The 25,879-nt window shown below is 64.7% G+C and carries 28 protein-coding genes and 1 pseudogene; 16 read left to right on the top strand and 13 right to left on the bottom strand.

Translation table 11 applies throughout. The features are described from left to right. Window positions 1-27 precede the first annotated feature (27 nt). On the bottom strand, window positions 28-927 hold the full coding sequence (locus tag QCE88_RS13795) for a pirin family protein (RefSeq protein WP_309902719.1): 900 nt from the start codon (window positions 925-927) through the stop codon (window positions 28-30). A 174-nt stretch (window positions 928-1,101) separates the two neighbouring features. Between QCE88_RS13795 and QCE88_RS13790 the strand changes: the two genes are divergently transcribed. Both QCE88_RS13790 and QCE88_RS13785 read left to right on the top strand, forming a co-directional pair. Continuing rightward, window positions 1,102-1,365, top strand: a complete 264-nt coding sequence (locus tag QCE88_RS13790) for a hypothetical protein (RefSeq protein WP_309902717.1) — start codon at window positions 1,102-1,104, stop codon at window positions 1,363-1,365. Between the two features lie 152 nt (window positions 1,366-1,517). Then, window positions 1,518-2,399, top strand: a complete 882-nt coding sequence (locus QCE88_RS13785) for an EamA family transporter (protein WP_309902716.1) — start codon at window positions 1,518-1,520, stop codon at window positions 2,397-2,399. Between the two features lie 19 nt (window positions 2,400-2,418). Here the strand turns inward: QCE88_RS13785 and QCE88_RS13780 are convergent, their stop codons facing one another. Both QCE88_RS13780 and tsaE read right to left on the bottom strand, forming a co-directional pair. Continuing rightward, complete coding sequence (locus QCE88_RS13780) at window positions 2,419-3,930, bottom strand: N-acetylmuramoyl-L-alanine amidase (protein WP_309902714.1); 1,512 nt, start codon at window positions 3,928-3,930, stop codon at window positions 2,419-2,421. After that, window positions 3,912-4,490: a tRNA (adenosine(37)-N6)-threonylcarbamoyltransferase complex ATPase subunit type 1 TsaE gene (gene tsaE, locus QCE88_RS13775; RefSeq protein ID WP_309902711.1), complete on the bottom strand. Its 579-nt coding sequence runs from the start codon at window positions 4,488-4,490 to the stop codon at window positions 3,912-3,914. The genes QCE88_RS13780 and tsaE overlap by 19 nt, the downstream gene beginning before the upstream one ends. An 18-nt stretch (window positions 4,491-4,508) precedes the next feature. Between tsaE and queG the strand changes: the two genes are divergently transcribed. From queG to xerD, 3 genes are all read left to right on the top strand, one after another. Then, entirely contained in the window at window positions 4,509-5,762 is a 1,254-nt protein-coding gene (gene queG / locus QCE88_RS13770) for a tRNA epoxyqueuosine(34) reductase QueG (protein ID WP_409018091.1), read from the top strand. Beyond that, complete coding sequence (locus tag QCE88_RS13765) at window positions 5,759-6,235, top strand: methylated-DNA--[protein]-cysteine S-methyltransferase (protein ID WP_309902707.1); 477 nt, start codon at window positions 5,759-5,761, stop codon at window positions 6,233-6,235. Before queG ends, QCE88_RS13765 begins: the two co-directional genes overlap by 4 nt. 359 nt (window positions 6,236-6,594) lie before the next feature. Beyond that, window positions 6,595-7,485, top strand: coding sequence for a site-specific tyrosine recombinase XerD (gene xerD, locus QCE88_RS13760; protein WP_309903588.1), 891 nt, complete (start codon window positions 6,595-6,597; stop codon window positions 7,483-7,485). Window positions 7,486-7,505: 20 nt separating this feature from the next. Here the strand turns inward: xerD and QCE88_RS13755 are convergent, their stop codons facing one another. Continuing rightward, the gene (locus QCE88_RS13755; protein WP_309902706.1) at window positions 7,506-8,666 is read right to left on the bottom strand and encodes an acyl-CoA dehydrogenase family protein; all 1,161 of its coding nucleotides are present in this window, start codon (window positions 8,664-8,666) and stop codon (window positions 7,506-7,508) included. Window positions 8,667-8,772: 106 nt separating this feature from the next. On the opposite strand from QCE88_RS13755, the gene ybaK reads away from it, so the two are divergent. Together ybaK and plsY are read left to right on the top strand one after the other, a co-directional pair. Continuing rightward, window positions 8,773-9,264 (top strand): Cys-tRNA(Pro) deacylase, encoded by a 492-nt coding sequence (gene ybaK, locus QCE88_RS13750; protein ID WP_309902704.1) that lies wholly within the window; start codon window positions 8,773-8,775, stop codon window positions 9,262-9,264. 36 nt (window positions 9,265-9,300) lie between these two features. Further along, complete coding sequence (plsY, locus tag QCE88_RS13745) at window positions 9,301-9,936, top strand: glycerol-3-phosphate 1-O-acyltransferase PlsY (protein ID WP_309902702.1); 636 nt, start codon at window positions 9,301-9,303, stop codon at window positions 9,934-9,936. Window positions 9,937-9,953: 17 nt separating this feature from the next. Here plsY and QCE88_RS13740 read toward each other — a convergent pair whose 3' ends face one another. Further along, complete coding sequence (locus tag QCE88_RS13740) at window positions 9,954-10,175, bottom strand: hypothetical protein (protein WP_309902699.1); 222 nt, start codon at window positions 10,173-10,175, stop codon at window positions 9,954-9,956. A 175-nt stretch (window positions 10,176-10,350) separates the two neighbouring features. On the opposite strand from QCE88_RS13740, the gene QCE88_RS13735 reads away from it, so the two are divergent. After that, the gene (locus QCE88_RS13735; protein ID WP_309902697.1) at window positions 10,351-11,562 is read left to right on the top strand and encodes a DUF2252 family protein; all 1,212 of its coding nucleotides are present in this window, start codon (window positions 10,351-10,353) and stop codon (window positions 11,560-11,562) included. 91 nt (window positions 11,563-11,653) lie between these two features. Here QCE88_RS13735 and QCE88_RS13730 read toward each other — a convergent pair whose 3' ends face one another. Beyond that, window positions 11,654-12,139, bottom strand: coding sequence for a YajQ family cyclic di-GMP-binding protein (locus QCE88_RS13730; protein ID WP_309902695.1), 486 nt, complete (start codon window positions 12,137-12,139; stop codon window positions 11,654-11,656). A 155-nt stretch (window positions 12,140-12,294) separates the two neighbouring features. Here QCE88_RS13730 and murB point away from each other — a divergent pair, with 155 nt between their 5' ends. Then, entirely contained in the window at window positions 12,295-13,326 is a 1,032-nt protein-coding gene (gene murB / locus QCE88_RS13725) for a UDP-N-acetylmuramate dehydrogenase (RefSeq protein WP_309902692.1), read from the top strand. Between the two features lie 68 nt (window positions 13,327-13,394). Here the strand turns inward: murB and argF are convergent, their stop codons facing one another. Further along, entirely contained in the window at window positions 13,395-14,324 is a 930-nt protein-coding gene (argF, locus tag QCE88_RS13720) for an ornithine carbamoyltransferase (protein WP_309902690.1), read from the bottom strand. Between the two features lie 540 nt (window positions 14,325-14,864). Between argF and QCE88_RS13715 the strand changes: the two are divergent. Next, window positions 14,865-15,182 (top strand): annotated as a pseudogene (locus tag QCE88_RS13715) (DUF3579 domain-containing protein); the annotation flags it as partial. Window positions 15,183-15,416: 234 nt separating this feature from the next. On the opposite strand, the gene rpsT reads toward QCE88_RS13715, so the two are convergent. Next, window positions 15,417-15,695 carry a 30S ribosomal protein S20 gene (rpsT, locus tag QCE88_RS13710; protein ID WP_309809616.1) on the bottom strand — a complete coding sequence of 93 codons (279 nt, stop codon included), beginning with the start codon at window positions 15,693-15,695 and terminating at the stop codon, window positions 15,417-15,419. Between the two features lie 422 nt (window positions 15,696-16,117). Here rpsT and murJ point away from each other — a divergent pair, with 422 nt between their 5' ends. After that, window positions 16,118-17,668: a murein biosynthesis integral membrane protein MurJ gene (murJ, locus tag QCE88_RS13705; protein ID WP_309902688.1), complete on the top strand. Its 1,551-nt coding sequence runs from the start codon at window positions 16,118-16,120 to the stop codon at window positions 17,666-17,668. Continuing rightward, on the top strand, window positions 17,668-18,513 hold the full coding sequence (locus QCE88_RS13700) for a SirB1 family protein (RefSeq protein WP_309902686.1): 846 nt from the start codon (window positions 17,668-17,670) through the stop codon (window positions 18,511-18,513). The genes murJ and QCE88_RS13700 overlap by 1 nt, the downstream gene beginning before the upstream one ends. A 60-nt stretch (window positions 18,514-18,573) precedes the next feature. Here QCE88_RS13700 and QCE88_RS13695 read toward each other — a convergent pair whose 3' ends face one another. The 5 genes from QCE88_RS13695 to lpxK all read right to left on the bottom strand — a co-directional run bounded on the left by QCE88_RS13695 (window position 18,574) and on the right by lpxK (window position 22,498). Further along, window positions 18,574-19,332: a 3-hydroxyacyl-CoA dehydrogenase gene (locus tag QCE88_RS13695; protein WP_309902684.1), complete on the bottom strand. Its 759-nt coding sequence runs from the start codon at window positions 19,330-19,332 to the stop codon at window positions 18,574-18,576. A gap of 180 nt (window positions 19,333-19,512) precedes the next feature. Beyond that, window positions 19,513-20,178, bottom strand: a complete 666-nt coding sequence (gene adk / locus QCE88_RS13690) for an adenylate kinase (RefSeq protein ID WP_309902682.1) — start codon at window positions 20,176-20,178, stop codon at window positions 19,513-19,515. Window positions 20,179-20,472: 294 nt separating this feature from the next. Beyond that, on the bottom strand, window positions 20,473-21,264 hold the full coding sequence (gene kdsB, locus QCE88_RS13685; protein ID WP_309902680.1) for a 3-deoxy-manno-octulosonate cytidylyltransferase: 792 nt from the start codon (window positions 21,262-21,264) through the stop codon (window positions 20,473-20,475). A 21-nt stretch (window positions 21,265-21,285) separates the two neighbouring features. Then, window positions 21,286-21,501 carry a Trm112 family protein gene (locus QCE88_RS13680; RefSeq protein WP_309902678.1) on the bottom strand — a complete coding sequence of 72 codons (216 nt, stop codon included), beginning with the start codon at window positions 21,499-21,501 and terminating at the stop codon, window positions 21,286-21,288. Continuing rightward, complete coding sequence (lpxK, locus tag QCE88_RS13675; protein WP_309902677.1) at window positions 21,482-22,498, bottom strand: tetraacyldisaccharide 4'-kinase; 1,017 nt, start codon at window positions 22,496-22,498, stop codon at window positions 21,482-21,484. The genes QCE88_RS13680 and lpxK overlap by 20 nt, the downstream gene beginning before the upstream one ends. A gap of 505 nt (window positions 22,499-23,003) precedes the next feature. On the opposite strand from lpxK, the gene xseA reads away from it, so the two are divergent. The 4 genes from xseA (at window position 23,004) to QCE88_RS13655 (ending at window position 25,846) form a co-directional block, all read left to right on the top strand. Further along, window positions 23,004-24,371 carry an exodeoxyribonuclease VII large subunit gene (xseA, locus tag QCE88_RS13670; protein ID WP_309902674.1) on the top strand — a complete coding sequence of 456 codons (1,368 nt, stop codon included), beginning with the start codon at window positions 23,004-23,006 and terminating at the stop codon, window positions 24,369-24,371. A 210-nt stretch (window positions 24,372-24,581) separates the two neighbouring features. Next, window positions 24,582-25,163: a superoxide dismutase [Fe] gene (sodB, locus tag QCE88_RS13665; RefSeq protein WP_309902672.1), complete on the top strand. Its 582-nt coding sequence runs from the start codon at window positions 24,582-24,584 to the stop codon at window positions 25,161-25,163. A gap of 100 nt (window positions 25,164-25,263) precedes the next feature. Continuing rightward, window positions 25,264-25,506 carry a hypothetical protein gene (locus QCE88_RS13660; RefSeq protein WP_309902670.1) on the top strand — a complete coding sequence of 81 codons (243 nt, stop codon included), beginning with the start codon at window positions 25,264-25,266 and terminating at the stop codon, window positions 25,504-25,506. 187 nt (window positions 25,507-25,693) lie between these two features. After that, window positions 25,694-25,846: a hypothetical protein gene (locus tag QCE88_RS13655; RefSeq protein WP_309902668.1), complete on the top strand. Its 153-nt coding sequence runs from the start codon at window positions 25,694-25,696 to the stop codon at window positions 25,844-25,846. The last annotated feature ends 33 nt before the right edge of the window (window positions 25,847-25,879 follow it).

Genomic DNA, 25,879 nt, shown 5'->3' with positions numbered 1-25,879 from the left:
GCGCGGATTCTCAAGTCCCGCTGCGCGTCAGGCTTCCGGCGCTTGCGGCTCGCGGCGCTGCGGCGGCAACGGAATGAACTCGCTTTCGCCCGGCACGTGGCCCATGCGCTGCTCGCTCCAGGCCGTCTTGGCCGCCGCAATCTTGTCGCGCGCGCTCGACACGAAATTCCATTCGATGAAGCGCGTACCGTCGAGCGGCGCGCCGCCCAGCAGCATCGCGACGGCGCCGCCGGCGCTCGTGAGCTGCACGTCGGCACCGGGTGCGAGCACGGCCATCTGCTGCTCGGGCAGCGCTTCGCCGTCGAGACTCAGGTCGCCGCTGACCAGATAGATGCCGCGTTCTTCGTGCTCGGTGTCGAGCGTGATCGCGCTGCCGGGGGCGAACTGCGCGGCGACGTAGAGCGTCGGCGAGAAGGTCCGCGTGGGCGCAGTCACGCCGAACGCACTGCCGGCAATCACGCGCAGCGTGACGCCGTCGCGTTCGATCTGCGGCAGCGCGCCAGCGCTGTGATGCTCGAACGACGGCTCCACGTCCTCGCTCGCCACCGGCAGGGCTACCCACGTCTGGATGCCGTGCATCGTCTGGCCGGCGGCGCGCTCCGCGTCGGGCGTGCGTTCCGAATGGACGATGCCGCGTCCGGCGGTCATCCAGTTGACGTCGCCGGGCACGATCTTCTGCACCGAGCCAACACTGTCGCGATGCATGATCGCGCCCTCGAACAGATAGGTGACCGTTGCAAGCCCGATATGCGGGTGCGGACGCACGTCGAGTCCCTTGCCGGGCACGAGCGTTGCGGGACCAATGTGGTCGAAGAAGATGAACGGCCCGACTGTCCGGGCGGCCAACGCGGGCAGCACGCGTCGCACCGTCAGGCCGCCGACGTCGTGTTGGTGAGGCTTGAGCAGCGTGCGCGGAGTCGAGGGCATGGACGGAAGCGGCGGTGATGGGAGGGCCGGAATGGCGCTCGCGGAACTTTCGATTCTACCGGCCGGCGCCGTGGGACGCAGATCGGCTTCCGGGCTGTCATCTTCTGCCGTCGCGTTCTCGAACAGGCGCGCAGCCGCGCGCGACGTCATTCAACCTGACTGGGGAGTAAAGACATGAGCAAGAACAAACTGTTGATGGCTATTGCCGCAGGTGTCTTCACCGCGACCGCCGCAGGCGGCGCATTCGCGCAGACGTCGTCGGGCAATTCGTCGGCGGCGATGGGCAACGACGCCACCGCCGCGACCACGGACAACTCGAGCGGCATGACCAAGCACAAGAAGCCGCGCAAGCATATGGCGCATCCGTCGTCGGGCAAGAAGACGCCTGAGGCAACGACCGGCAACAACGCTGCGGCCGAGTCGGGCCAGAGCAAGTAACACGCGCTGCTGCGAGTCTGTTCCGGCGCTCGTGCTCCTTTGGCGGCACGAGCGCCGTGCTGTTTCGTGCACGATCCGACAAGCGCAATAAAGCGTCGCTCGATTACACTTTGCGCCTCGACAACATTGCGTCAGGCACGAGGGGAAGGGCGATGTCGCCAAGGGACTTGCTGATCGCCACGGTGGTCATTTTCGCGTGGGGCGTGAACTTCGTTGTCATCAAGCTGGGCCTGCACGGCGTGCCGCCGATGCTGCTCGGCGCGCTGCGTTTCGCACTGGCCGCCACGCCGGCGTGTTTCATCAAGCGCCCGCAAATCCCTCTGCGCTGGCTCTTCGCGTACGGTCTCACCATCTCGCTCGGACAATTCGCGCTGCTGTTCTATGGCATGTCGGTTGGCATGCCGGCTGGACTTGCTTCGCTCGTGTTGCAGGCGCAGGCGTTCTTCACGCTTTTCTTCGCCGCGATCTTCCTCGGCGAGCGCATTCGCGCGGCCAATCTCGTCGGGCTCGCGATCGCCGCAGCGGGCCTTGCGCTGATCGGCATCCAGGGCGGCCACGCGATGACCCTGACCGGCTTCCTCTTCACCCTCGCGGCCGCCGCGATGTGGGCGCTCGGCAACGTCGTCACGAAGGCGATGGGCAAGGTCGATTTGCTGTCGCTGGTCGTCTGGGGCAGCCTGATTCCGCCGTTGCCGTTCCTCGCGCTGTCCTTGATTTTCGAAGGACCGGCGCGCATCGAATCCAGTCTCGCCGCCATTCCGCTCGTGTCGGTCCTCGCGATCGGTTATCTCGCGTTTGTTGCGACCATCGTCGGCTATAGCCTGTGGGGCAAGCTGCTCGCGCGTTATCCGGCGGCGAGCGTCGCGCCGTTTTCGCTGCTCGTGCCGGTGATCGGACTGGTGTCGGCGGCGGTGTTTCTCGGCGAAGACCTGAGCGGCGCGCAGATCGCCGGCGCGGCGCTCGTGATGGCGGGGCTCGTGGTGAACGTGTTCGGCAAGTGGCTCGTTCAGCGCGTCATGCCATCGGCGCGCTGAGCGAGTCCTTGCACGGGTTTTACGTCATGCGGCTCTTCGCGAGCGGCGGATTGGCCGCGAAGTAGCGCTTGATGCCCTTGAGAATGGCGCTGGCCATCTTGTCACGGTAAGCGTCGTCGTTGAGGCGCGTTTCCTCGTCCGGGTTGCTGATGAAGGCCGTTTCCACGAGGATCGACGGAATGTCCGGCGCCTTCAGCACGGCGAAGCCGGCCTGTTCAACCGAGCCCTTGTGCAGCTTGTTGATACCGCCAATCTCGTTCAGCACGAAGCTTCCGTAGCGCATGGAATCGCGGATCTGCGCGGTCGTCGACATGTCGAACAGCGCGCGGTTCACGCTGGCATCCTGCGACTTCACGTTGATGCCGCCCACCTGGTCCGACGCGTTTTCCTTGTTCGCCATCCAGCGCGCAGCCGCGCTCGACGCACCATGGTCCGACAACGCGAACACCGACGAGCCGCGCGCGTCGGGCGAGGTGAAGGCGTCGGCGTGAATCGACACGAACAGGTCGGCGGAGACGCGCTGGGCCTTCTGCACGCGCACGTTGAGCGGCACGAAGAAGTCGGCGTCGCGGGTCATCATCGCGCGCATGTTCGGCTGAGCGTCGATTTTCGCGCGCAGCTTCTTCGCGATGTCGAGGGCGATGTGCTTCTCGTACGTGCCCTGGCCGCCGATTGCGCCCGGATCCTCGCCGCCATGTCCCGGATCGATCGCGACGGTCAGCAGGCGCGTCGTGCCGGCGCCCTGCTTCGGCGCGGAGAAGGTGTATTGATCGTCGTCGTCCTTCTGGGCGATGACCGGCGGCGCGGACGGCACGCGCGGTTTCGGCGCGGGCCTGGGCACGGGGATCGCCGGTGCGGCGGGCGCGGCGTCGTTCTGCGCGTATTTCTGGAAGAACTCATCGGTCGAATCGGACGCGCCGGGCTTCTGCGCGGTCGTCGGGCCGGACAACGTGGCGGGCGGCGGCGCGGACGGATTCGGGTTGGCGCGGTCGAGCGCCTCCTGCTTGCGCTCGGTTTGCGCGAGCAGTTCCATCAGCGGGTCCGGCGCGACGGCCGGATACAGGTCGAACACGAGCCGGTACTTGTAGCTGCCGATCGGCCCCAGCGTGAACACCTGCGGCTTCACCGAGCCCTTCAGGTCGAACACCATGCGCACCACATGCGGCTGATACTGCCCGATGCGCACGGACTGGATCTGCGGATCGTTCGGCGCGATCTTCGAGACGAGGTCGCGCAGCGCCTGATCGAGATCGATGCCGGAGAGATCCACGACGAGCCGGTCCGGTCCCTGCAGCATCTGGTTGGCATTTTGCAGCGGCTGGTCCGATTCGATCGTCACGCGGGTGTAGTCGCGCGCGGGCCACACGCGCACGCCGAGCACCGAGCTGGCATGCGCGAGCTTCGGCGCGACGAGCGCGAGCACGAGCGTCGAAGCGCCTGCGCGCAGCACCTGGCGGCGACGCCAGTTGTGCGGCGCGGTGGCGCTCGATTCGATCGAATGGAACGGCTTGATCAACATCTTTCGAGACATGTCTTTCCTGTTTCGCTAAACGCCCGCGCGGTCAGCACGCGGCCTTCTTCTTCGTTCGAATCGCCGGGCGCATCATGCTCGCCCGGCAGCGATAGCTGGAACACGAGATCCGGCACGCCGAGCAGTCCGCCGGCCTGCTGCGGCCACTCGACGAGGCACACCGCGCCCCGGTCGAAATACTCGCGAAAGCCGGCATCGGCCCATTCGGCCGGATCGACGAAGCGGTAGAGATCGAAGTGATAGACGTCGAGCGGACCGCTGCGGGTCGCGAGCGAGTACGGCTCGACGAGCGTGTAGGTCGGACTCTTCACGCGGCCCTCGTGCCCGAGCGCGCGCAAGGTCGCGCGCACGAGCGTGGTCTTGCCCGCGCCCAGATCCCCGATCAACTGGACTTGCAGGCCCGCGAAACGTTCAGGCGAAATGAGCTGGCGGGTAGCGTCGATGGCCTGCGCGAAGCGCGCGCCGAACGCGAGCGTGGCCGTTTCGTCGCGCAGGTCGAAGCGACGTTCGAGCAGCGCGGAAGAAGAATCAGGCGTGATGCGGTCGGGGCTTTCGGGCATTGCTCGTAAAATATCGTGATGAACCGATTGCCGGAACATTCCGTTGAAATCACGACCGCGTCCAGCGACGCCGCCGCTGAGTCCGTCTCAGTGTCGCGCGCCTCGACTCGCATGGAGGAGACTGCGCTTGCGGAACTCGCGCAGCGCATCAAGGCTTGGGGGCGCGAGTTGGGATTCGGTGCGGTCGGCATCAGCGATATCGACCTGGCGGATGCCGAGCAAGGCCTTGCTGACTGGCTCGAAGCAGGCTATCACGGCGACATGGATTATATGGCCAAACATGGGATGAAACGCGCGCGGCCGGCCGAGCTTGTGGCCGGCACGCGACGCGTCATCACCGCACGCATGGCCTATCTGCCCGCCGCGACGCTTACGCAGACGGGTACTGAAAGCGTCGCGACAGGCGACGGTCAGAAGAACGACTGGCGTGCCATCGAATGGTCGCGGCTCGCGCAGCCTACCCAGGCGATGGTCTCGATCTACGCGCGCGGCCGCGATTATCACAAGGTCATGCGACAGCGGCTCCAGCAGCTCGCCGAGCGCATTGAAGGGGAGATCGGCGCCTTCGGGTATCGCGCGTTCACGGATTCCGCGCCGGTGCTGGAGGTGGCGCTGGCGCAGAAGGCGGGCAACGGCTGGCGCGGCAAGCACACCTTGCTGCTCGATCGCGACGCGGGTTCGCTGTTCTTTCTCGGCGAAATTTTCGTGGACGTGCCGCTGCCCGTGGATCCGGATCCCGAGCACGACGGCGCGCACTGCGGGCAATGCACGCGCTGCATCGACGCCTGTCCGACGGGGGCGATCGTCGCGCCGTATCGCGTGGATGCGCGGCGCTGCATCTCGTATCTGACGATCGAACTGCATGGCAGCATTCCCGAAGAACTGCGCCCGTTGATTGGCAACCGCGTTTATGGGTGCGACGACTGTCAGCTGGTCTGCCCGTGGAACAAGTTCGCGCAGGCCGCGCCGGTCGCGGATTTCGACGTGCGCCACGGGCTGGATCGCGCGACGCTCGTCGAGCTGTTCGCGTGGAGCGCGGACGATTTCGACACGCGCATGCAAGGCAGCGCGATTCGCCGCATCGGGCACGAACGCTGGCTGCGCAATATTGCGGTGGCGATGGGCAATGCGTTGGGCACATCCGCGCTTGATGCTCGCGAGCGCGAAACGATCATCGCCGCACTGGAAGCGCGCGTGAACGATGCTTCCGCGCTGGTTCGCGAGCACGTGCAGTGGGCGCTCGGGCAAGGGCAACAGGGGAGACAGACATGAAGCCATTCGATGCCGTGATCGACGCGCCGTTCGGCAAGGTGGGCATCCGTGCCGACGAAGCGTGCGTGCGCGAGATCGTCTATTTGCCCGATGAAGTGGATGGCGTCGAGCCGCGCGGGCCGCTCGCGCGCGAAGCGGCCGGGCAGATTCGTTGTTACTTCGATACGCCGGCGATGCGCTTCCAATTGCCGCTCGGTATCGGCGGGACGGCGTTTCAGCGGCGCGTGTGGCAGGGCATCAGCGGCATCGAGCCGGGACAGGTGTGGACCTACGGGCAACTGGCGCGGGAGATTGGCAGCGTGCCGCGCGCGGTCGGGCAGGCGTGCGGCTCCAATCCGCTGCCGATCGTGATACCGTGCCACCGGGTCGTGGCGGCGAGCGGAATCGGCGGATTCGCGCATCATCCCGGCGACGGTTTCTATCGCAACGTGAAGCGCTGGCTGCTGGCGCATGAAGGTGTATCCATCGCATGACGAGCGCAACGACGGCAACCGAGGGAAGCGAGGACACCAAGGCAAGCGACGCCACCAAGCCAAGCGACGCCACCGAGGCAAGCGACGCCACCAAGGCAAGCGACGCCACTAAGGCAAGCGACGCCACCAAGGCAAGCGACGCCACCAAGGCAAGCGACGCCACCAAGGCAAGCGACGCCACCAAGGCAAGCGACGCCACCAAGGCAAGCGACGCCACCAAGGCAACCAAGGCAACCAAGGCAACCAAGGCAACCAAGGCAACCAAGGCAACCAGGGCCACGGCCGCCGCGGACGCATCCAGCGCAAAGGACGCAACGACTGCAACGGACGCATCGACCGACGCGGTCCACGCGCCCGGGCTGGCCGCGAGCCTGGATGCCATCGACCTGTTCTGCGACGCGCTCTGGCTCGAACACGGCCTTGCCAAAAATTCGCTCGAAGCCTACCGGCGCGACCTGAAGCTCTTTGCCGAATGGCTCGGCAAGACGCGCGGGGCGTCAGTCGATGCCGCCGTCGAGAACGACTTGAACGGCTACATGGCGGCCCGGCGCGGCGACAAGGCGACCTCGGCGAACCGGCGTCTGTCGGTCTTCCGCCGCTACTACGCGTGGGCGATGCGCGAACACCGCACCGCGGCGGATCCCACGCTCAAGCTGCGCTCCGCCAAGCAGCCGCCGCGCTTTCCCTCCACCTTGAACGAAGCGCAGGTCGAGGCGCTGCTCCATGCCCCCGACACCGACACGCCGCGCGGCCTGCGCGACCGCACCATGCTCGAACTGATGTACGCGAGCGGCCTGCGCGTGACCGAGCTCGTCACGCTGAAGACGGTCGAACTGGGCCTGAACGAGGGCGTGGTGCGCGTGATGGGCAAGGGTTCGAAGGAACGCCTGGTTCCGTTCGGCGAGCAGGCGCACGAATGGATCGAGCGTTATCTGCGCGAATCGCGCCCGGCGCTGCTCGGCCCGCGCGCCGCCGATGCGCTGTTCGTCACCTCGCGTGGCGAGGGCATGACGCGCCAGCAGTTCTGGAACATCATCAAACGTCACGCGCTGAACGGCGGCGTGCATGCACCGCTGTCGCCGCACACCTTGCGGCACGCGTTCGCCACCCATCTGCTCAACCACGGCGCGGACCTGCGCGTCGTGCAACTGCTGCTCGGCCACTCCGACATCTCGACGACGCAGATCTACACGCACGTGGCGCGCGAGCGGCTGCACAAGCTGCATCGCGAGCATCATCCGCGCGGGTAGGCCCGAACCTTGGAAGCGCTTCAGATTTCCGCGCCGCGCATGAGTCCGCGCGCGATGATCACCTGCTGGATCTGCGACGTGCCTTCATACAGCCTGAAAAGCCGCACGTCGCGGTAGAAGCGTTCAATGGCGTACTCGGCGACATACCCCGCGCCGCCATGCACCTGCACCGCGCGGTCCGCAACGCGTCCGCACATCTCGGTGGCAAAATACTTTGCGCATGACGCTTCCACCGATACGTCGCGTCCTTCGTCGCGGCGGCGCGCCACGTCCAGCACCATGCATTCGGCGGCGTAAAGCTCGGCCTTGCTGTCGGCGAGCATGCCTTGCACCAGCTGGAACTCCCCGATGGGCTGGCCGAACTGGCGGCGCTCCTGTGCATAGGCGACGGCGTCGCGCAGCATGCGCCGGGCCGCGCCCACCGCAATGGCGGCGATATGGATGCGGCCTTTGTCGAGCGTCTTCATTGCCGTCTTGAAGCCCACGCCTTCCACGCCGCCGATCAGCTGACTCACCGGCACGCGGCAATCCTCGAAGATGACGTCGGCGGTATGCGCGCCGCGCTGCCCCATCTTGCGATCCGGCTTGCCGATGGCGAGCCCCGGCGTGCCGCGCTCGATGATGAACGCCGAGATGCCGCTCGCGCCCTTGTGTTCCTGGGGGTCGCCGGTGCGCGCCATGACGGTGTACAGGCCGGCCTCGGGCGCGTTGGTGATGAAACGCTTGGTGCCGTTGAGCACGTAGAACTCGCCGTCCTTGCGCGCGCTGGTCTTGAGCGAGGCCGCGTCCGAGCCGGCATCCGGTTCAGTGAGACAGAACGAGCCGATCCATTCCCCGGAAGCAAGCTTCGGCAGATAGTGCGACTTCTGCGCCTCGGTGCCGTCCAGCACGATACCGATGGAGCCGATGCCGTTGTTCGTGCCGATCACCGAGCGGAACGCCGGCGACGTCTGCCCAAGTTCGAACGCGATGCGCACTTCCTCTTCCATGGTGACGCCGAGACCGCCGTAGGCTTCGGGAATGGTCAGCCCGAACAGGCCGATCTCGCGCATGGCGCCGATGAGGTCCGCAGGGATTTCGTCGGTTTCGTCGACTTCACGCTCGCGCGGAACGAGCTGTTCGCGCACGAAGCGGCGAATGGTGTCTTCGAGCAGGGTCTGGATGTCTGGGTCGCGGATCATTGCATTCTCCTTGTGCTGGAAAACGATCGTGCCACAGTTGCCGGGGTGCGCACACTCGGCCATTCGGCCAATGGTGACGCGCCGGACGCGCCGCTACAATGCGTCCATGTCGAAAAGCAAACACGTATCCGAAACGCCCGCGACGCAGTTCCTGCGCCGTCATCAGGTCGCGTTCGGCGAGCATCCGTATGAGTACGTCGAGCACGGCGGCACCGAGGAGTCCGCGCGCCAGCTCGGCGTGGACGAGCATCGCGTCGTCAAGACGCTGGTGATGGAAGACGAACACGCCAGGCCGCTCATCGTGCTCATGCACGGGGACCGCACGGTGTCCACCAAGAACCTCGCGCGGCAGACGGGGGCGAAGCGCATCGAGCCGTGCAAGCCGGAAGTCGCGAACCGCCATTCGGGGTTCCTGGTGGGCGGCACGTCGCCGTTCGGCACGAAGAAGGCCATGCCGGTGTATGTCGAAGCCAGCATCCTCGAACTGGATCGCATCTATCTGAACGGCGGGCGGCGCGGTTATCTCGTCAGCCTCGCCCCGGAAGTCCTGACGCGCCTGCTGCATGCCACGCCCGTGCAGTGCGCAAGCGTCGATTAGAATGCACTCCGCTCTCGTCACCACCGAAAAGACACCATGATTCCTTTGATCGTCGCCGTCGTGTCCTATCTGATCGGCTCGATTTCATTTGCCGTTGTCGTCAGCCACGCAATGGGCCTTGCCGATCCGCGTTCCTACGGCTCCGGCAACCCCGGCGCCACCAACGTCCTGCGCACCGGCAACAAGAAGGCCGCGATCCTCACGCTGATCGGCGATGCGTTCAAGGGCTGGCTGCCGGTGTGGGTCGTCGTGCATTTCGGCGCGAGCTTCGGCTGGGATCCGGCGGTCATCAACACGGCCACGGCGCTCGCGGCTATCGCCGTGTTCCTCGGGCATCTGTTTCCGGTCTTCTTCCGGTTCCAGGGCGGCAAGGGCGTGGCCACGGCGGCGGGCGTGCTGCTGGCCATTCATCCTGTGCTCGGTCTGGCCACGCTGCTGACCTGGCTCATCATTGCGTTCTTCTTCCGCTATTCGTCGCTGGCGGCGCTCGTCGCGGCGGTGTTCGCGCCGTTCTACCAGGTGTTCCTGTTCGGTCCCAGCCGTATTTCACTCGCGGTGCTGGCCATGAGCCTGCTTCTCATCTGGCGGCATCGCGCGAATATCTCGAAGCTGCTGGCGGGGAAGGAAAGCCGTATCGGCGACAAGAAGAAGGCGGCGGAAGGGGCGGAATAAGGAGTCGTCGCAACTGGTCAGCTGACGAAGACGACGTACCTGTCCGCCGGACTCGAATAGAAGAAGCTCGCAATGCGTCCTGCACGCACAGCGGACAGGACCTCGCCGATGCCGTTGACCTCGGCGCCGTCCTTCCTCTTGCCGACGATGATCGACGGCTCGGCCGTGCCCGCCGAGCCGCGCCTGATGCCGACGAGCCGTCGGATCGCGCCTTCCTGTGTCGTGAAATAGTTGTCCATGCTTGCGTGACCGTGCGAGTGCGTGGCTTGCCGTGATGCGCCCAGCCTAGCCTGCATCGTCTGAAGATTATGTTGTCCAAGGCACACGAGCATCCGGCATGCCCGCTGTAAGACGACTGCAAGACCGCGGCACGCATTCTGCGCCCGGAGCGTTCTAACGCGAGCGCAAAGGCACATGAGCACAATCACAAAAGCAAAGAAGGGGCTGCCCACAGCCGAGGACCGGCAGGCGGTATTGACGGAACGACGTCGGTGGAAGATGGCGCGTTCCCCGCACGCCTATGTCAGGGGCAATACGGAGCGCTTCTACGAGTGGGTGATCGAGGCAAACGGCGATGCCTTGCCGCATGGCCCCGCAGTCTGGATCTGCGGCGACTGTCACACCGGCAACCTGGGCCCGATCGCCAACGCGAAAGGCAAAGTCGAGATTCAGATTCGCGATCTGGATCAGACCGTCATCGGCAATCCGGTTCATGACCTGGTGCGGCTCGGGCTGTCGCTTGCAACCGCCGCGCGAGGATCGTCGCTGTCCGGACTGAATGTCGTCCGCATGATCGAGGCGCTGGCCGCCGGCTATGAATCAGCTTTCTCGAATCAGGCTATCGCGCCCCGGCGTCCCGAACCCGTTCACTTGACGATGAAGGAGGCGGTCCGGCGCTCGTGGCAGAACCTCGCGCGCGAGCGCATCGAAGACCTTCATCCGTCGATACCGCTGGGCAAGCGGTTCTGGCCGCTCACCAAGGTAGAACGGCGCGAGATCGAAGCGCTCTTTCGGGAAAAGGACATTGCCAGTCTCGCGACCGGCCTGCGCGGCCGCGATGACGCCGGCGACGTCGTGATGCTCGACGCCGCCTACTGGGTCAAGGGCTGTAGCTCACTCGGCCGCACGCGCTATGCGGTCTTGCTCGATGTGGATGGCGGCGTCATCGAGGGCGACGATCTGTGTCTCATCGACATCAAGGAAGGCGTGAAGGCGGCCGCTCCGCGCTACAAGGACGTCACGATGCCGCGCGACAACGCGTTGCGCGTCATCGAAGGTGCGCGGCATCTCTCGCCTTTCCTCGGCGACCGGATGCGGGCGGCGCGTCTGCTCGATCGCGCCGTGGTCATTCGCGAACTTCTGCCGCAGGACATGAAGCTCGAAATCGAGCAACTGAACAAGGACGACGCGATGCACGTGGCGCAGTATCTGGCCGCCGTGGTCGGGAAGGCGCACGCGCGGCAAATGGAGGCGGCGACGCGCAAGGAATGGCAAGCCGACTTGCGACGCAACCGGTCGAAAACCATCGACGCGCCGTTGTGGCTCTGGAACAGCATCGTTCAACTGGTAAGCAGTCACGAGGCCGGCTATCTGGAGCATTGCCGGCGTTACGCGACGGGGACTTGAAGGCATCGGAAGTCAAAGAGCGGCCGATCAAACAAAAGCCGTTCCGGTACAACCCGGAACGGCTTTGTCGAAAGCTCGAACCCGCAAAAAGTCAGTCGCGGAAGTTGTTGAAGTCGAGCGGCGTATCCGTCACGTCCTTCTTCAACAGTGCAATGGCGCTTTGCAGGTCGTCGCGCTTCGTGCCCTGTATGCGCACCGTGTCGCCCTGAATGCTTGCCTGCACCTTGATCTTGCTGTCCTTCACAACCTTGACGATCTTCTTCGCGAGATCGCCCGACACGCCTTTCTTCACGGTCACGACCTGCTTGAGCTTGTCGCCGCCGATCTTTTCCTGTTTGCCGTAGTCGAGGAAGCGCACGTCGACGCCGCGCTTCGCCATCTTGTTCAACAGCACGTCCTTGACCTGGCCGAGTTTGAAGTCGTCGTCGGCGTAGAGCGTGAGTTCACGCTCCTTCTGCTCGACGCGTGAATCCGAGCCCTTGAAGTCGAAGCGCGTGGAAATTTCCTTGTTCGCCTGCTCGATGGCGTTCTTCACTTCGATCATGTTTGCTTCGCTGACGACGTCAAACGACGGCATGTGCCTTCTCCTTCGTTGAGGCAAGCGCGCTGGGCGCGGCTCGCATAATGGCATTGGTTATAATTCGATCTCCCGTCATTCTACCGACGCGGCGCCGAGTTCCCCAAAGGCCGCGCCGATTCTCCTGAATCTCCCGATTTTCCACGCGGTCATCCATGCCTCACGCCTCGCACGCGCCCGAACTTCTTAACGCCTATTCGCTGCGCCCGCACAACACGTTCGGCTTCGACGTGCGCGCGCGCCATGCGCTGAAGATCGACAGCGTCGAAGCCGCGTCGATGCTGTGCCGCGACGGCCGTATCGCCGGGATGACGCAACTGGTGCTCGGCGGCGGCAGCAATCTCGTGCTGACGCGCGACTTCGACGGCGTTGCGCTGATTGTGACTATCGAGGGCAAGCGCGTGATCGCCGAGGATGCCGGCACTTGGCTAGTCGAAGCCGGCGCGGGCGAGAACTGGCATGGCTTCGTTGCGTGGACGCTCGCGCAGGGCATGCCGGGACTCGAAAATCTCGCGCTGATTCCGGGCACGGTCGGCGCCGCGCCGATTCAGAACATCGGCGCATACGGGCTGGAGATGGGCGAGCGCTTCGAGCGGCTCAGCGCCGTGGAACTGGATACAGGTACGCGCGTCGAGTTCGATCGCGACCAGTGCGCGTTCGGCTATCGCGACAGTTTCTTCAAGCGGGCAGGGCGCGGGCGTTTCATGATTACGTCGGTGGTGTTCCGCTTGCCGAAGCGCTGGCAGCCGCGCGCGGATTACGCCGACATCGCGCGTGTGCTCGAGGGCGCCTCGACCTGCGACGCGCAAGCCATTTTCGATGCCGTGGTCGCCGTGCGGCGGGCCAAGCTGCCCGACTGGACTGTGCTGGGCAACGCGGGCAGTTTCTTCAAGAATCCGGTCGTGAGCGCGCAGGCGTTCGACACGCTCAAGCAGCGCGAGCCGGGCATCGTCTCCTATCCGCAGGCCGACGGCCGCGTGAAGGTCGCAGCGGGCTGGCTGATCGACCAGTGCGGGTGGAAAGGGCGCGGTATCGGCGGCGCGGCGGTGCATAATCGTCAGGCGCTCGTGCTGGTGAATCGCGGCGACGCGACGGGCGCGCAGGTGCTCGAACTGGCCGGTGCCATTCAGCGCGACGTGCGGGCGCGCTTCGACGTGGAACTGGAAATCGAACCGGTGACGCTCTGAAAAGCGTGGCTCGCAGATTGAAAAAACCCGCCAGCGCGGGTTTTTTTACGTTCAGCGTGCTTTGGACTTCAGTGATTCAGCTTGCCGAGCAACAGATACTCCATCAGCGCCTTCTGCACGTGCAGACGGTTTTCCGCTTCATCCCAGACGACGCTCTGCGGACCATCGATGACGTCCGCGCTCACTTCCTCGCCGCGATGCGCGGGCAGGCAGTGCATGAACAGCGCGTCGGGCTGGGCGCGCGCCATCATGTCGGCATCGACGCAATAGTCCGCGAACGCCTTCATGCGCGCTTCGTTCTCCGCCTCGAAACCCATGCTGGTCCACACGTCCGTGGTCACCAGATGAGCGCCGGTGCAGGCGTCGTTCGGATCGTCGAATTCCTCGAAGAACGGCTTGCTGTCCTCCGAAACCAGCGCGGCGTCGAGCTTGTAGCCTGCCGGCGTCGACAGCCGCAGCTTGAAGCCGAGAATCTGCGCGGCCTCGATCCACGTGTAGAGCATGTTGTTCGCGTCGCCGACCCACGCGACGGTCTTGCCGTGAATCGGACCGCGATGCTCGTAGAACGTGAAGATGTCCGCGAGCACCTGGCACGGATGGTATTCGTTGGTGAGACCGTTGATGACCGGCACGCGCGAGCTTTCCGCGAAACGCTCGATGATGTCCTGGCCGAAGGTGCGGATCATGATGATGTCGACCATGCGCGAGATGACCTGCGCGGAATCCTCGATCGGCTCGCCGCGACCGAGTTGCGTGTCGCGCGTGTTCATGAACACCGCGTGGCCGCCGAGCTGGAAGATGCCGGCTTCGAACGAGAGGCGCGTGCGCGTGGAGCTCTTCTCGAAGATCATCGCGAGCGTGCGGTCGTGCAGCGGATGATAGGTCTCGTAGTTCTTGAACTTGCGCTTCAGGATGCGCGCGCGTTCGAGCACGTACTCGTAGTCGTCGAGCGAAAAATCCTTGAACTGAAGATAGTGGCGAATTTTCTTGGAGGTCATGAAACGCAAGCGGCGGCTTCGAACCGGCTCGTGGCGCTGCGCTCTTTGGCGAGGCGCCCGGCCGGACGGCGCCGCCGTCGGGAGTGGTATCGCGTTTGAGCATAAAGGATTTCACGATGTTTGACGAGGCCGACGGTGCCATCGCATGCGCCGCACGCGCCCGTCCAGCGGCCTTCACGGCTGTGTTCGCTGCGTGCGCGGTGTTTGTGTGCGCTGCGGAAAAAAGGTCGCTGCGGTATAATCGCGTTCGCTCGTTTCAACAGTTCTGCAACATCAAGCACCGTTTCACTCGCATGTGCGAAGGGGCTCGCAAGCGTCCCGCAGGCGTGTTTTTGTGCGTGTTTTGTGCATACGGATCGCGGTGAATGACCCAGTGCTGTCGAGTCTGCCATCCTCTCGCGGACGCGGATGTTCCCCTTCAACGGAGAGCAGTTCGCGAACAACCGCCCGGCGCCTTTTGCTGCGCTGGCTCCTGCGGTTTCCGTCGTGCGGATGTGCGTTCGCCGGTGCGCGTCACCGGCCGTCAACAGGTATTGCTACATGGCTGAATCATCCCCTACCGAATATTTCATACAAGGCATCACCAAGAACGGGAGGAAGTTTCGGCCGAGCGACTGGTCGGAGCGCCTGTGCGGTGTGATGTCGGGATTCGGTCCGAAGGCGAGAGGGCCGAACGCGCGGCTGCAATATTCCATCTACGTGCGTCCGACGATGATCGGCGACATCAAGGTGGTGATCGTCGATTCCCGCCTGCGCGACATCGAGCCGATGGCGTTCGACTTCGTGCTGAACTTTGCGAAAGACAATGACCTGCTCGTGACCGAGGCGTGTGAATTGCCGCCGCATCATGGCACGCAGGGCGCGCCTTCCACGCCGACCCCGCAGACGCAGGAGCAGACCCAGCAGGAGCCTGAAGTGCCGAATGCCGGAAGTCCGCAGGCCCAGCCGTAAGACGGCTGGAATCAGGCCGAGCAGACGCAAAAAAGCCCGCCGAAGCGGGCTTTTTCGTTACTGCGCAGCGGAAACAGGAAGCTGCTTCGACGAACGCCGGCACGCGGAAAGCGTGCGACGCCCGCGCGAAGCGGGCCGGAATTACTGGGCAGCCGGGGCTTGCAGGCCCTTGATGGCTGCAGCCAGGCGGCTCTTGTGACGAGCGGCCTTGTTCTTGTGGACGATCTTCTTGTCCGAGATGATGTCGATCGTCTTGACCGACGACTTGTACACTTCGGCAGCCTTGGCCTGGTCGCCGGCGTCGATAGCCTTGCGAACTGCCTTGATGGCCGTGCGGAACTTCGAGCGCAGCGCCGAGTTGTGCGAGTTGGCTTTGGCGGCCTGACGGGCGCGCTTGCGAGCTTGTGCGGTATTTGCCATGACGGTTCCTTGTCCTGTTTCTGCTGTTACTTGTCTGGAGCGCGCGGGCCGGAGAGGGCCTTGAACTGGCCTGAGCCGGTGGTTCGAGCGTGCTGCCTTGTCCTGTTTGTCTTGCTTGAAATCCCGGGAACGCATGCAGCGTTGCAGCGTGGCGATGGCCCGAGAACCTCTGATACTTCGCCGGCCAGAGCCGGGAGAGACACGAAGCTACACGGATCCGGTCCACACTTGGGTTGAGCCGGGCGTTTTCGGAGCTTCGAAACCCGCGATTATAGCAACGGAACCGGAATCGTGACAAGCGCCGCGTCATCCGTGCGATGACGCGCAAGATTGGCACGATCGGTCAATGTTGCGGGCTTTGCCGCCAGCCAGCGGCGGCGTGTCGCAGTGGCGCCGCACGCGGCCCGTATAATAAGCGCCCCATGAATCTATTCCGAGCCCTCCTGACGGTCAGCGGCTTCACGCTGCTGTCCCGCGTGACCGGCCTGATCCGCGAAACGCTGATCGCCCGAGCCTTCGGCGCCAGTCTCTATACCGACGCGTTCTACGTCGCGTTCCGTATCCCCAACCTGCTGCGGCGTCTGTCCGCCGAGGGTGCGTTCGCGCAGGCATTCGTGCCGATCCTCGCCGAGTTCAAGAACAGCCAGGGCCACGATCCGACCAAGGCGCTCGTCAATGCCATGTCGACCGTGCTGACCTGGGGTCTCGTCGTGTTGTCGCTGGCCGGCATGGCGGGCGCAAGCTGGGTCGTGTTCGCGGTCGCCTCGGGGCTCGCGCACGAAGGTGCCGCATACGGTCTTGCGGTCGAGATGACGCGCATCATGTTTCCGTACATCGTCTTTATCTCGATGACGACGCTCGCGTCCGGCGTGCTCAACACCTACAAGCAGTTCTCGTTGCCCGCGTTCGCCCCGGTGCTGCTCAACGTGGCGTTCATCTTTGCGGCGGTGTTCGTCGCGCCGCACCTGAAGGTGCCGGTATATGCGCTTGCCTATGCGGTGATCGCCGGGGGCATCCTGCAGTTGCTCGTGCAGCTGCCGGGCCTCAAGAAGATCGACATGATGCCGCGCATCGGCTTCAATTTCCGGCGCGCGCTCGCGCATCCGGGCGTGAAGCGCGTGCTCCTCAAGATGGTGCCCGCGACCTTCGCCGTCTCGGTCGGGCAGCTGAGCCTCATCATCAACACGAACATTGCGTCGAACATCGGGCCGGGCGCCGTGTCGTGGATCAACTACGCCGACCGTCTGATGGAATTCCCCACCGCGCTGCTCGGCGCGGCGCTCGGCACGATCCTGCTGCCGAGCCTCTCGAAAGCGCACGTCGACGCCAACAACGACGAATACTCCGCGCTGCTCGACTGGGGCTTGCGCATCACCTTCCTGCTGGCCGCGCCGAGCGCGGCTGCGCTGTTCTTCTTCGCCGAGCCGCTCACCGCGACGCTCTTCCACTACGGCAAGTTCGACAGTCATTCGGTGGTGATGGTCGCCCGCGCGCTGTCGGCGTACGGCATCGGGCTGATCGGCCTGATCCTCATCAAGATCCTGGCGCCGGGCTTCTACGCAAAGCAGGACATCAAGACGCCGGTGAAGATCGCGATCTTCGTGCTGGTCATGACCCAGGTGAGCAATTACCTGTTCGTGCCGATCTTTTCCCACGCGGGCCTGACGCTGTCGATCGGCCTCGGCGCGCTCGCCAATGCGTCGCTGTTGTTCGTCGGCCTGCGCCGCCGGCAGATCTACCGGCCGTCCGCGGGCTGGCTGCGCTTCATCGTGCAACTGCTCGGCGCGTGCCTGATTCTTGCGGGCGTGATGCACTGGGTGGCAGTCAATTTCGACTGGATCGGCATGCGCGCGACGCCGATGCTGCGCATCGCGCTGCTGGGCGCGAGCCTGGTCGTGTTCGCGGCGCTATATTTCGGTATTCTTTCCGCGATGGGCTTCAAATACGCCTACTTCAAGAGACGCACGCTTTGATGACGACAACGCGTATCCTCGACTACTTCTCGTCACTGATGGCGGACGACGACACGCTTCCGCTCACGGAAGCGGCCTTGTCGCTGGCCCAGGACGCATATCCGGATCTCGACATGCAGGCCGTGCTTGCCGAGATCGACGAGCTCGTGGTGCGCGCGCGCCGCCGCCTGCCCGACGACGCGGACGTCAGGACGCGCGTCGAAGCGCTCAACCGTTACTTTTTCCGCGAGCTGGGTTTCTCCAGCAATCTCAACGATTACTACGATCCCGACAACAGCCATCTGAATGTCGTGCTGCGGCGCCGGCGCGGCATTCCGATCTCGCTCGCGGTGATCTATCTGGAAATGGCCGACCAGCTTGGCCTGCCGGTGCGCGGCGTCTCGTTCCCGGGGCATTTCCTGCTGCGCGTCGCGTTGCCCGCCGAAGATCTGATGCTCGATCCGACCACCGGCCAGACGCTGTCCGAAGCGCAGATGGTCGAGATGCTGGAGCCATACGTGCAGCGCGCCGGCGAATCGATCGGCAGCGCGTTGCGCGTGTTGTTGCAGCCCGCGACGCGGCGCGAGATCGTCGCGCGCATGCTGCGCAATCTCAAGTCCATTTATTTGCAGACGGAGCGCTGGCAGCGCCTGCTCGCGGTGCAGGAGCGGCTGGTGATCGCGTTGCCGCTCAGCATCGAGGAAGTGCGAGACCGTGGCTTCGCCTACGCGCGGCTCGATTACCTGCGTCCGGCGCTGGAGGACTTGCAGCGCTACATCGAACATCGGCCTGACGCGGAGGACGCGACGGTCGTCGAGACCGAGCTGCACGAGCTGCGGCAACGCACCCAGCAAAACGGCGACTGAATGAAAAACGGCGGACTTCGAAAGAAGCCCGCCGTTTTCACATCTGAACTTGGAGCAACGTCATTTCGGCTGCATGCGGATCGCGCCATCGAGACGGATCACTTCGCCATTGAGCATCGGGTTGTCGAAGATCTGTTTGACGAGCATCGCATATTCGTCCGGTTTGCCAAGACGCGGCGGGAACGGCACCATCGCGCCGAGCGCGTCCTGCACGTCCTGAGGCATGCCGAGCAGCATCGGTGTCTCGAACAGGCCCGGCGCGATGGTCATCACGCGAATGCCGCTCCTGCTCAGGTCGCGCGCGATAGGCAGCGTCATGCCTGCCACACCGCTCTTCGAGGCCGCGTAGGCCGCCTGACCCATCTGTCCGTCATACGCGGCTACCGAGGCCGTATTCACGATCACGCCGCGTTCGCCCGCGCCGTTGGGCTCGTTCTTCGACATCACGCTGGCCGCGAGCCGGATCATGTTGAAGCTGCCGATGAGATTGACCGCGATCACCTTCGAGAACAGATCGAGCGCATGCGGGCCGTCGCGGCCCACGGTCTTCGCTGCCGGAGCGATGCCCGCGCAGTTCACCAAGCCGCGCAGCGTGCCGAGCGACAAAGCCGCGTCGATGGCGCGTTGCCCGTCGCTCTCCTGGCTCACGTCGCACTTGACGAATGCGCCCGACAATTCCTTCGCGAGCGCCTCGCCCGCGGCCTCGTTCATGTCGGCGAGCACGACCTTGCCGCCGAGCGACGCGACGAGGCGCGCCGTCGCGGCGCCCAGGCCCGATGCGCCGCCGGTGATGACGAACACGTTGCCCTGTATCTCCATGTCTCTTCTCCTTTGTGTGATTCGTGCAGGCGAGGGCGGGGTGGATGCCGCTCGCTGATAGGGACGTCCTTGTGGGACCGCGTCGATTGTAGCGAAGCCGCTCGCCGCGCCTGCGATCCGGCAGGCGTAAAAAAACCCGCTCGTGGGAAGCGGGTTTCATGAACGCGAAGCGAAGCGCGCTTACTTCAGCGCGTCGAACACGCGCGTGCGGATTTCATCGACGGTGCCGAGACCCGAAATCGCGCGATACGCCGGCGCCTTCAGGCCGTTCGGTGCGGTGCCGTGCTTCGCCCAGTCGTTGTAGTACGAAATCAGCGGCTTGGTCTGCGCGACATACACGTCGAGCCGCTTCTTCACGGTCTCTTCCTTGTCGTCGTCGCGCTGGATCAGCGGTTCGCCGGTGACGTCGTCGGTCATGGCCACTTTCGGCGGATTGAACTTGACGTGGTACGTACGGCCCGAGGCTGCGTGAACCCGACGGCCGCTCATGCGGGTGATGATTTCGTCGAAGGGAACGTCGATCTCGAGCACGTAGTCGATTGCAACGCCGGCGTCCTTCATGGCTTCGGCTTGCGGCAGCGTGCGCGGAAAACCGTCGAACAGATAGCCGTTCTTGCAGTCGTCGGCCTGCAGGCGTTCTTTCACGAGGTTGATGATGAGCGAGTCCGGTACCAGTTCGCCCGCGTCCATGAAGCCCTTCGCCTCGACGCCGAGCGGCGAACCTGCCTTGACGGCGGCGCGCAGCATGTCGCCGGTGGAAATCTGCGGAATGCCGAATTTTTCCTTGATGAAGTTTGCCTGGGTGCCCTTGCCCGCACCGGGTGCCCCCAACAGGATCAAACGCATGGTGATATCTCCGAATCGTCTAGAAACCGCTTCAAGCCGCGAGGCTCAGTGACATCCGGTGGGCTGGCTCGTGCGGCGTCGACGACAGGGCGCGCGGCCGATGGAGACGGCGGGCACCTGCGGACAGCGGCGCAACGTTGAGCGTGGCGCTGACCGGACGGCTCGCGCAATCGTTCGATTATGCCACGGCTCTTTACGGCCGCGACCGTAATAACGCGCATAGGAAACCCCGAGAACCGCGCCGGCCGGGCGTTCCGGCGGGGTTTACACGGGTTGCTTCCAGCTTTCAGATCTTCACTTGGACGCGGGGAAGAGCGCTTGTACGCGGGCGAGATCGGCGGGTGTATCGACGCCGGGCGGCGGTGCATCCTGCGTCACGCGCACCGCGATGCGTTCGCCATGCCACAGCGCGCGCAGTTGTTCGAGCGCTTCGGCGGCTTCGATCGGCGCCTGCGCGAGGTTCGGAAACTCGCGCAGGAACTTCGCGCGATAGGCGTAGAGGCCGATGTGGCGCAACACGTTGTCCGGCACGGCCGGCAGTTGTCCGAGCGCGGCGACGTCCGGCCAGTGCGGCTGCCAGAGGTCGCGCGTCCAGGGAATCGGCGCGCGCGAGAAGTACAGCGCGACGCTCTTCGCATCGAGCACGACCTTCACCACGTTCGGATTGAAGACGTCGGCGGGATCGTGGATCGGATGTGCGGCGGTCGCGATCGCGCAGGCGGGAAACGCTGCAAGGTGCGACGCCACGTCGCGGACGAGTTGCGGATCGATCAGCGGTTCGTCGCCCTGCACGTTGACGACGATGGTGTCGTCGGCCCAGCCGAGCCGGGTCGCGACTTCGGCGAGGCGGTCGGTGCCGGTCGGATGATCCGAACGCGTCAACATCACTTCGATGCCGTGATCGCGCGCGGCCTCGACCACGCGGTCCGAGTCGGTCGCGACGATCACCTGGCGCGCGCCCGATTCGCGCGCGCGCTCGGCGACGCGCACGACCATCGGCTTGCCGCCGATATCGGCGAGCGGCTTGTCGGGCAGACGGGTGGACGCGAGACGCGCGGGAACGACGGCGATGAACGAAACGGACATGTCAGGCATGTTCAGGCTGAATCAGGCGTCGCCGGCCGGCTTGAGCGGCTGGATCGGTTCGACGGGCGTGCCCTCGACGGTCTGGCGCGCTTCGTCGACGAGCATCACGGGAATGCCGTCGCGGATCGGATAGGCGAGCTTGTCCGCGCTGCAAATGAGTTCCTGCGCGGCGCGGTCATAGCTGAGCGGGCCTTTGCAGATCGGACAAACGAGGATTTCAAGCAGACGTGCGTCCACGGAGTTTCTCCACAACAAGAGCGATGAGGCGCGGTCTGAGCACGGCTTGAACGGGAACGACCCAGATGCGTGCGTCGCGCCAGGCGCCCAATTTTACTGCATCCTTTTCGGTAATCAGGATCGCATCGGCCTCCACGCCGGCGAACGGATTCTCGCGGTAGGCGTAGTGATCCGGAAACGCGCGCGTCGCCGGCGCAATGCCCGCCGCGCGCAGCGTCGCGAAAAAGCGTTCGGGCGAACCGATGCCCGCCGCCGCCACCACCTTCTCGCCGGCGAACTCGCCGAGCGGACGGCGTACCGAGGGATCGTCGAGCAGCCAGGCGTCGCCGGTTTCGAGGTCGAGCGAGAAGGTGTCCGGCCACGGCGGCAAGGTGCGCTCGTAGGGACTGTTGATGAGCGTCGCATCGCGGCGGCGCGACATCGGCTCGCGCAACGGGCCCGCCGGCAGCAGGAAGCCGTTGCCGCCCAGACGGTCGTCGAAGACGACGAGTTCGAACGCGCGCGCCAGCCGGTAGTGCTGCAGGCCGTCGTCGGAGACGAGGACGTCGATATTCGGATGCGCCGCGAGCAGCGCTCGTGCGGCGGCCACGCGGTCCGGGCAGACGAACACGGGCGCGTGGGTGCGGCGCGCGATCAACAGCGGTTCGTCGCCGACCTGCGCGGCTTCGCTCGCCGGCGTCACGCTGACCGGCTTCGGCACTTTCGCGCCGTAGCCGCGCGAGACCACGCCCGGCTGGAAGCCGGCTGCGCGCAACGCCTCGACCAGCGCGATGACGGTCGGCGTCTTGCCCGTGCCGCCCACCGTCACATTGCCGACGACGACGACCGGCACACCCACGTCGATCCGCTTGAGCCAGCCGAGTTCGAAGCAGGCGCGGCGCATCGCGGCGATCGCACCGAACACGCAGGCGAAGGGCGTCAGCGCCCAGGCGACCGGACCGCGGCGGCGCCACTCGCGGGCGAGGAAGTTTTCGACGGGCGGCTTGAAGTCAGACATGGACCGCCTTTGCGCGGAACACGGGCGGGGCAAAAGCGGGATAGCGCGGATAAGGCGTGGCGTGCAACGGCAGCTCCTCGAGTGTCGGTTGGCGTTGAACGGATCGACCGGCGACGGCGGCGGCGCGCCTCGTTTGCGCATGCGTGCCCGGCCGGTGCTGGAACCCGGCACTCTAGCGCGCGCAGGCCGTGCGCGCCAGTCGCCCATCGCGCTCGCGCTGGGGGCCGCCACACCGCACGCCTGTGGATAACTCTGTGAAGAACTTCCGAAGCCGGGAGCCGGATGCCGCGTCAGGAAAGAGTTGCTTCGGCGAAGACAGTGTTCATATCAATCTATTTTTGCAAAATCAACGACTTAGGATGAATCCTAAAGCCTTGGAGCGAGTGCGCCGCCGCGGCCGGTAAGTCTTTCTGTGTGGACACTTGCTACACTGCCGTACCTCGCCGAGCGGTTCCTGTCCATTGGGCCAATCAGCCGTAGCGGCGCGTCTCTTTCCGGTTCAGCCATGACTCCCGATTCCCTGCCGCAGCCAGGCGGCGAAGCCGTCATTCCCGTTTCCGCGCTCAATCGCGCGATCAGTTCGATGCTCGAGCGGACTTTTCCGCTTGTCTGGGTGTCGGGCGAGGTGTCGAATTTCACGCGCGCGGCGAGCGGCCACTGGTACTTCTCGATCAAGGATGCGGGCGCGCAGATGCGCTGCGTGATGTTCCGCGGCCGCGCGCAATACGCCGAGTTCACGCCGCGCGAAGGCGACCGCATCGAGGTGCGCGCCCTCGTTACGATGTACGAGCCGCGCGGCGAACTGCAACTGAATGTCGAGGCGGTGCGCCGGACCGGACAGGGGCGACTCTATGAAGCGTTCCTGCGGCTCAAGGCGCAGCTCGAAAGTGAAGGACTGTTCGCGGCCGAGCGCAAGCGCGCGCTGCCGTCGCATCCGCGCGGCATCGGCATCGTGACGTCCTTGCAGGCGGCGGCGCTGCGCGACGTGCTCACGACGCTCGCGCGGCGCGCGCCGCACGTGCCGGTCGTGGTCTATCCGGCGCCGGTGCAGGGCGCGGGTGTGAGCGCGAAGCTCGCCGCGATGGTCGAAGCCGCCAATGCGCGGCGCGAGGTGGATGTGCTGATCGTGTGCCGCGGCGGCGGGTCGATCGAGGATCTGTGGGCCTTCAACGAGGAAGTGCTGGCGCGTGCGATCGCGGAGAGCGCGCTGCCGGTGGTGAGCGGCGTCGGACACGAGACGGATTTCACCATTGCCGATTTCGCCGCCGATGTCCGCGCCCCGACGCCCACGGCCGCCGCCGAGCTCGTGAGTCCGCAACGCGTGCTGCTGTTGCGCGAACTCGATCAGCGTCATGCGGCGCTCGCGCGCGGTTTCGGCCGCGGGATGGAGCGCCGCGCCCAGCAGCTCGACTGGCTCGCGCGCCGGCTCGTCAGCCCCGCCGAGCGGCTGGCGCGGCAGCGTGAGCATCTTCAGCAACTGTCCGGGCGTCTGGTGTCGGCTGGCGCGCGGCCCGTGCGCGATGCGCGTGCGCATTTCGCGCTGGTTCATTACCGCTGGCAGCGGAAGCGGCCGGACGTGGCCGCGGCGCGCGAGCATGTGTCGAGGCTCGCGCAGCGGCTGCAACGCGCCAGCGAACGCCGTGCGGAGCGCGAGCGCGCGCGTGTGTCGGAACTGGCGGCGCGCTTGCAGGTGCTCAGTCCGCAGCGCACGCTGGAACGCGGTTATGCGGCCTTGATCGATGCACAGACGGGACGCGCGCTGCGTGCGCCGAACGCATTGAAACCGAAGCGTCCGCTGACGGTGCATCTGGCGGAAGGATCGGCGGATGTGTTGCTCGCCGATGTCCAGCCGCGTCTGTCGGATGAATTCTGACGCCTGAAATCTGGCGTGTTCAGGCGTACATTGAAGGACGCCGTGTCGCCGGTCGAAGCACTTTTTACGCCGTCGAAGGCGATTGGAAATCGATCTTACTCATAAAGGGCATACGGTTTGCTGGGTTATCCCAACTCGCCTACAATCCATTGCTCTACTGCCTCACTCCCCCGCAAACACACATTCCACATAGAAAGGAAGGCTCGCATCATGGAACATACGCTCCCGCCGCTGCCGTTCGAAAAGAACGCGCTCGCTCCGCACATGTCGGAAGAAACGCTCGAGTATCACTATGGCAAGCATCACCAGACCTATGTGACCAATCTGAACAAGCTGATCCCGGGTACCGAATTCGAGAACCTGTCGCTCGAAGAAATCGTCAAGAAGTCGTCGGGCGGCGTGTTCAACAACTCCGCTCAAGTCTGGAACCACACGTTCTTCTGGAACAGCCTGTCGCCGAAGGGCGGCGGCGCTCCCACCGGCGCGCTGGCTGACGCGATCAACGCGAAGTACGGCTCGTTCGACAAGTTCAAGGAAGAGTTTGCCAAGGTTGCCACCGGCACGTTCGGTTCGGGCTGGACCTGGCTCGTGAAGAAGACTGACGGCAGCCTCGACATCGTGTCGACGAGCAACGCCGCCACGCCGCTCACGACGGACGCCAAGGCGCTGCTGACCATCGACGTCTGGGAACACGCGTATTACATCGATTATCGCAATGCACGTCCGAAGTTCATCGAGGCTTACTGGAACATCGCGAACTGGGATTTCGCCGCGAAGAATTTCGGCGCGTAAGTTTCGGTTTGACTGAAGGCTGTGGCGGTCTTCGGGCCGCTTCGGCGAGAGCCGCATCGATTGAGTTCGGTGCGGCTTTTTTGTTTCTGGAATTCGGACAATGTCACTTATGGCGGGGCGGGGAGGGGGCGATAAGCTACGGGCGCTTTCATCACTCAAGAGCGAAGAAGGTCAGATTGAAGACGATGCTGAAAGCGGCGATGGAAGGCCGGATGATTCGATCGTGAACCTCTCGATCGTGAACCTCTCGGTCCTGAACCTCTCGGTCCTGAACCTCTCGATCCTGAGCCTCTCGATCCTGAGCCTGAAAAGACCAACGGCTGCCGAAGGGCAGCCGTTGTAGGCGGGACTCTCTGTTCACCGTGAGGTGAAACACCCATTCCAGGTGGGACCCGGTTTCCCAGGCGGCGCTACGCTTTTCTCACCCGCTCCACGTAGTTTTAACGAATGTTAGCCGACCCCACCGCCCCATCCGAGCGCGACAAATCCCAAAACCCTAAAATAGCGCTTTGGATCTCCGCACTACCGTCATGAAACGCCTCGCAGGCCTATGCCTAGCAGCCTGGTCCGCTGCCGCGCTACTGTATTTCGGACGTCATTCCGTCGCGCTGATCGTGCTGTCCGGCGTGGTCATGCTGGCGGGCTTCGATCTCGTCCGTCCCGAACCCGACCACCATGCCTGATCCCGCAATCAAAAAAGAAGGCTCCCGCTTCGT

This window comes from Caballeronia sp. LZ035, assembly GCF_031451175.1.
Classification (GTDB): domain Bacteria; phylum Pseudomonadota; class Gammaproteobacteria; order Burkholderiales; family Burkholderiaceae; genus Caballeronia.
Note: the sequence above shows the minus strand (reverse complement) of the source record. Positions and strands in the feature narration are given on the sequence as shown.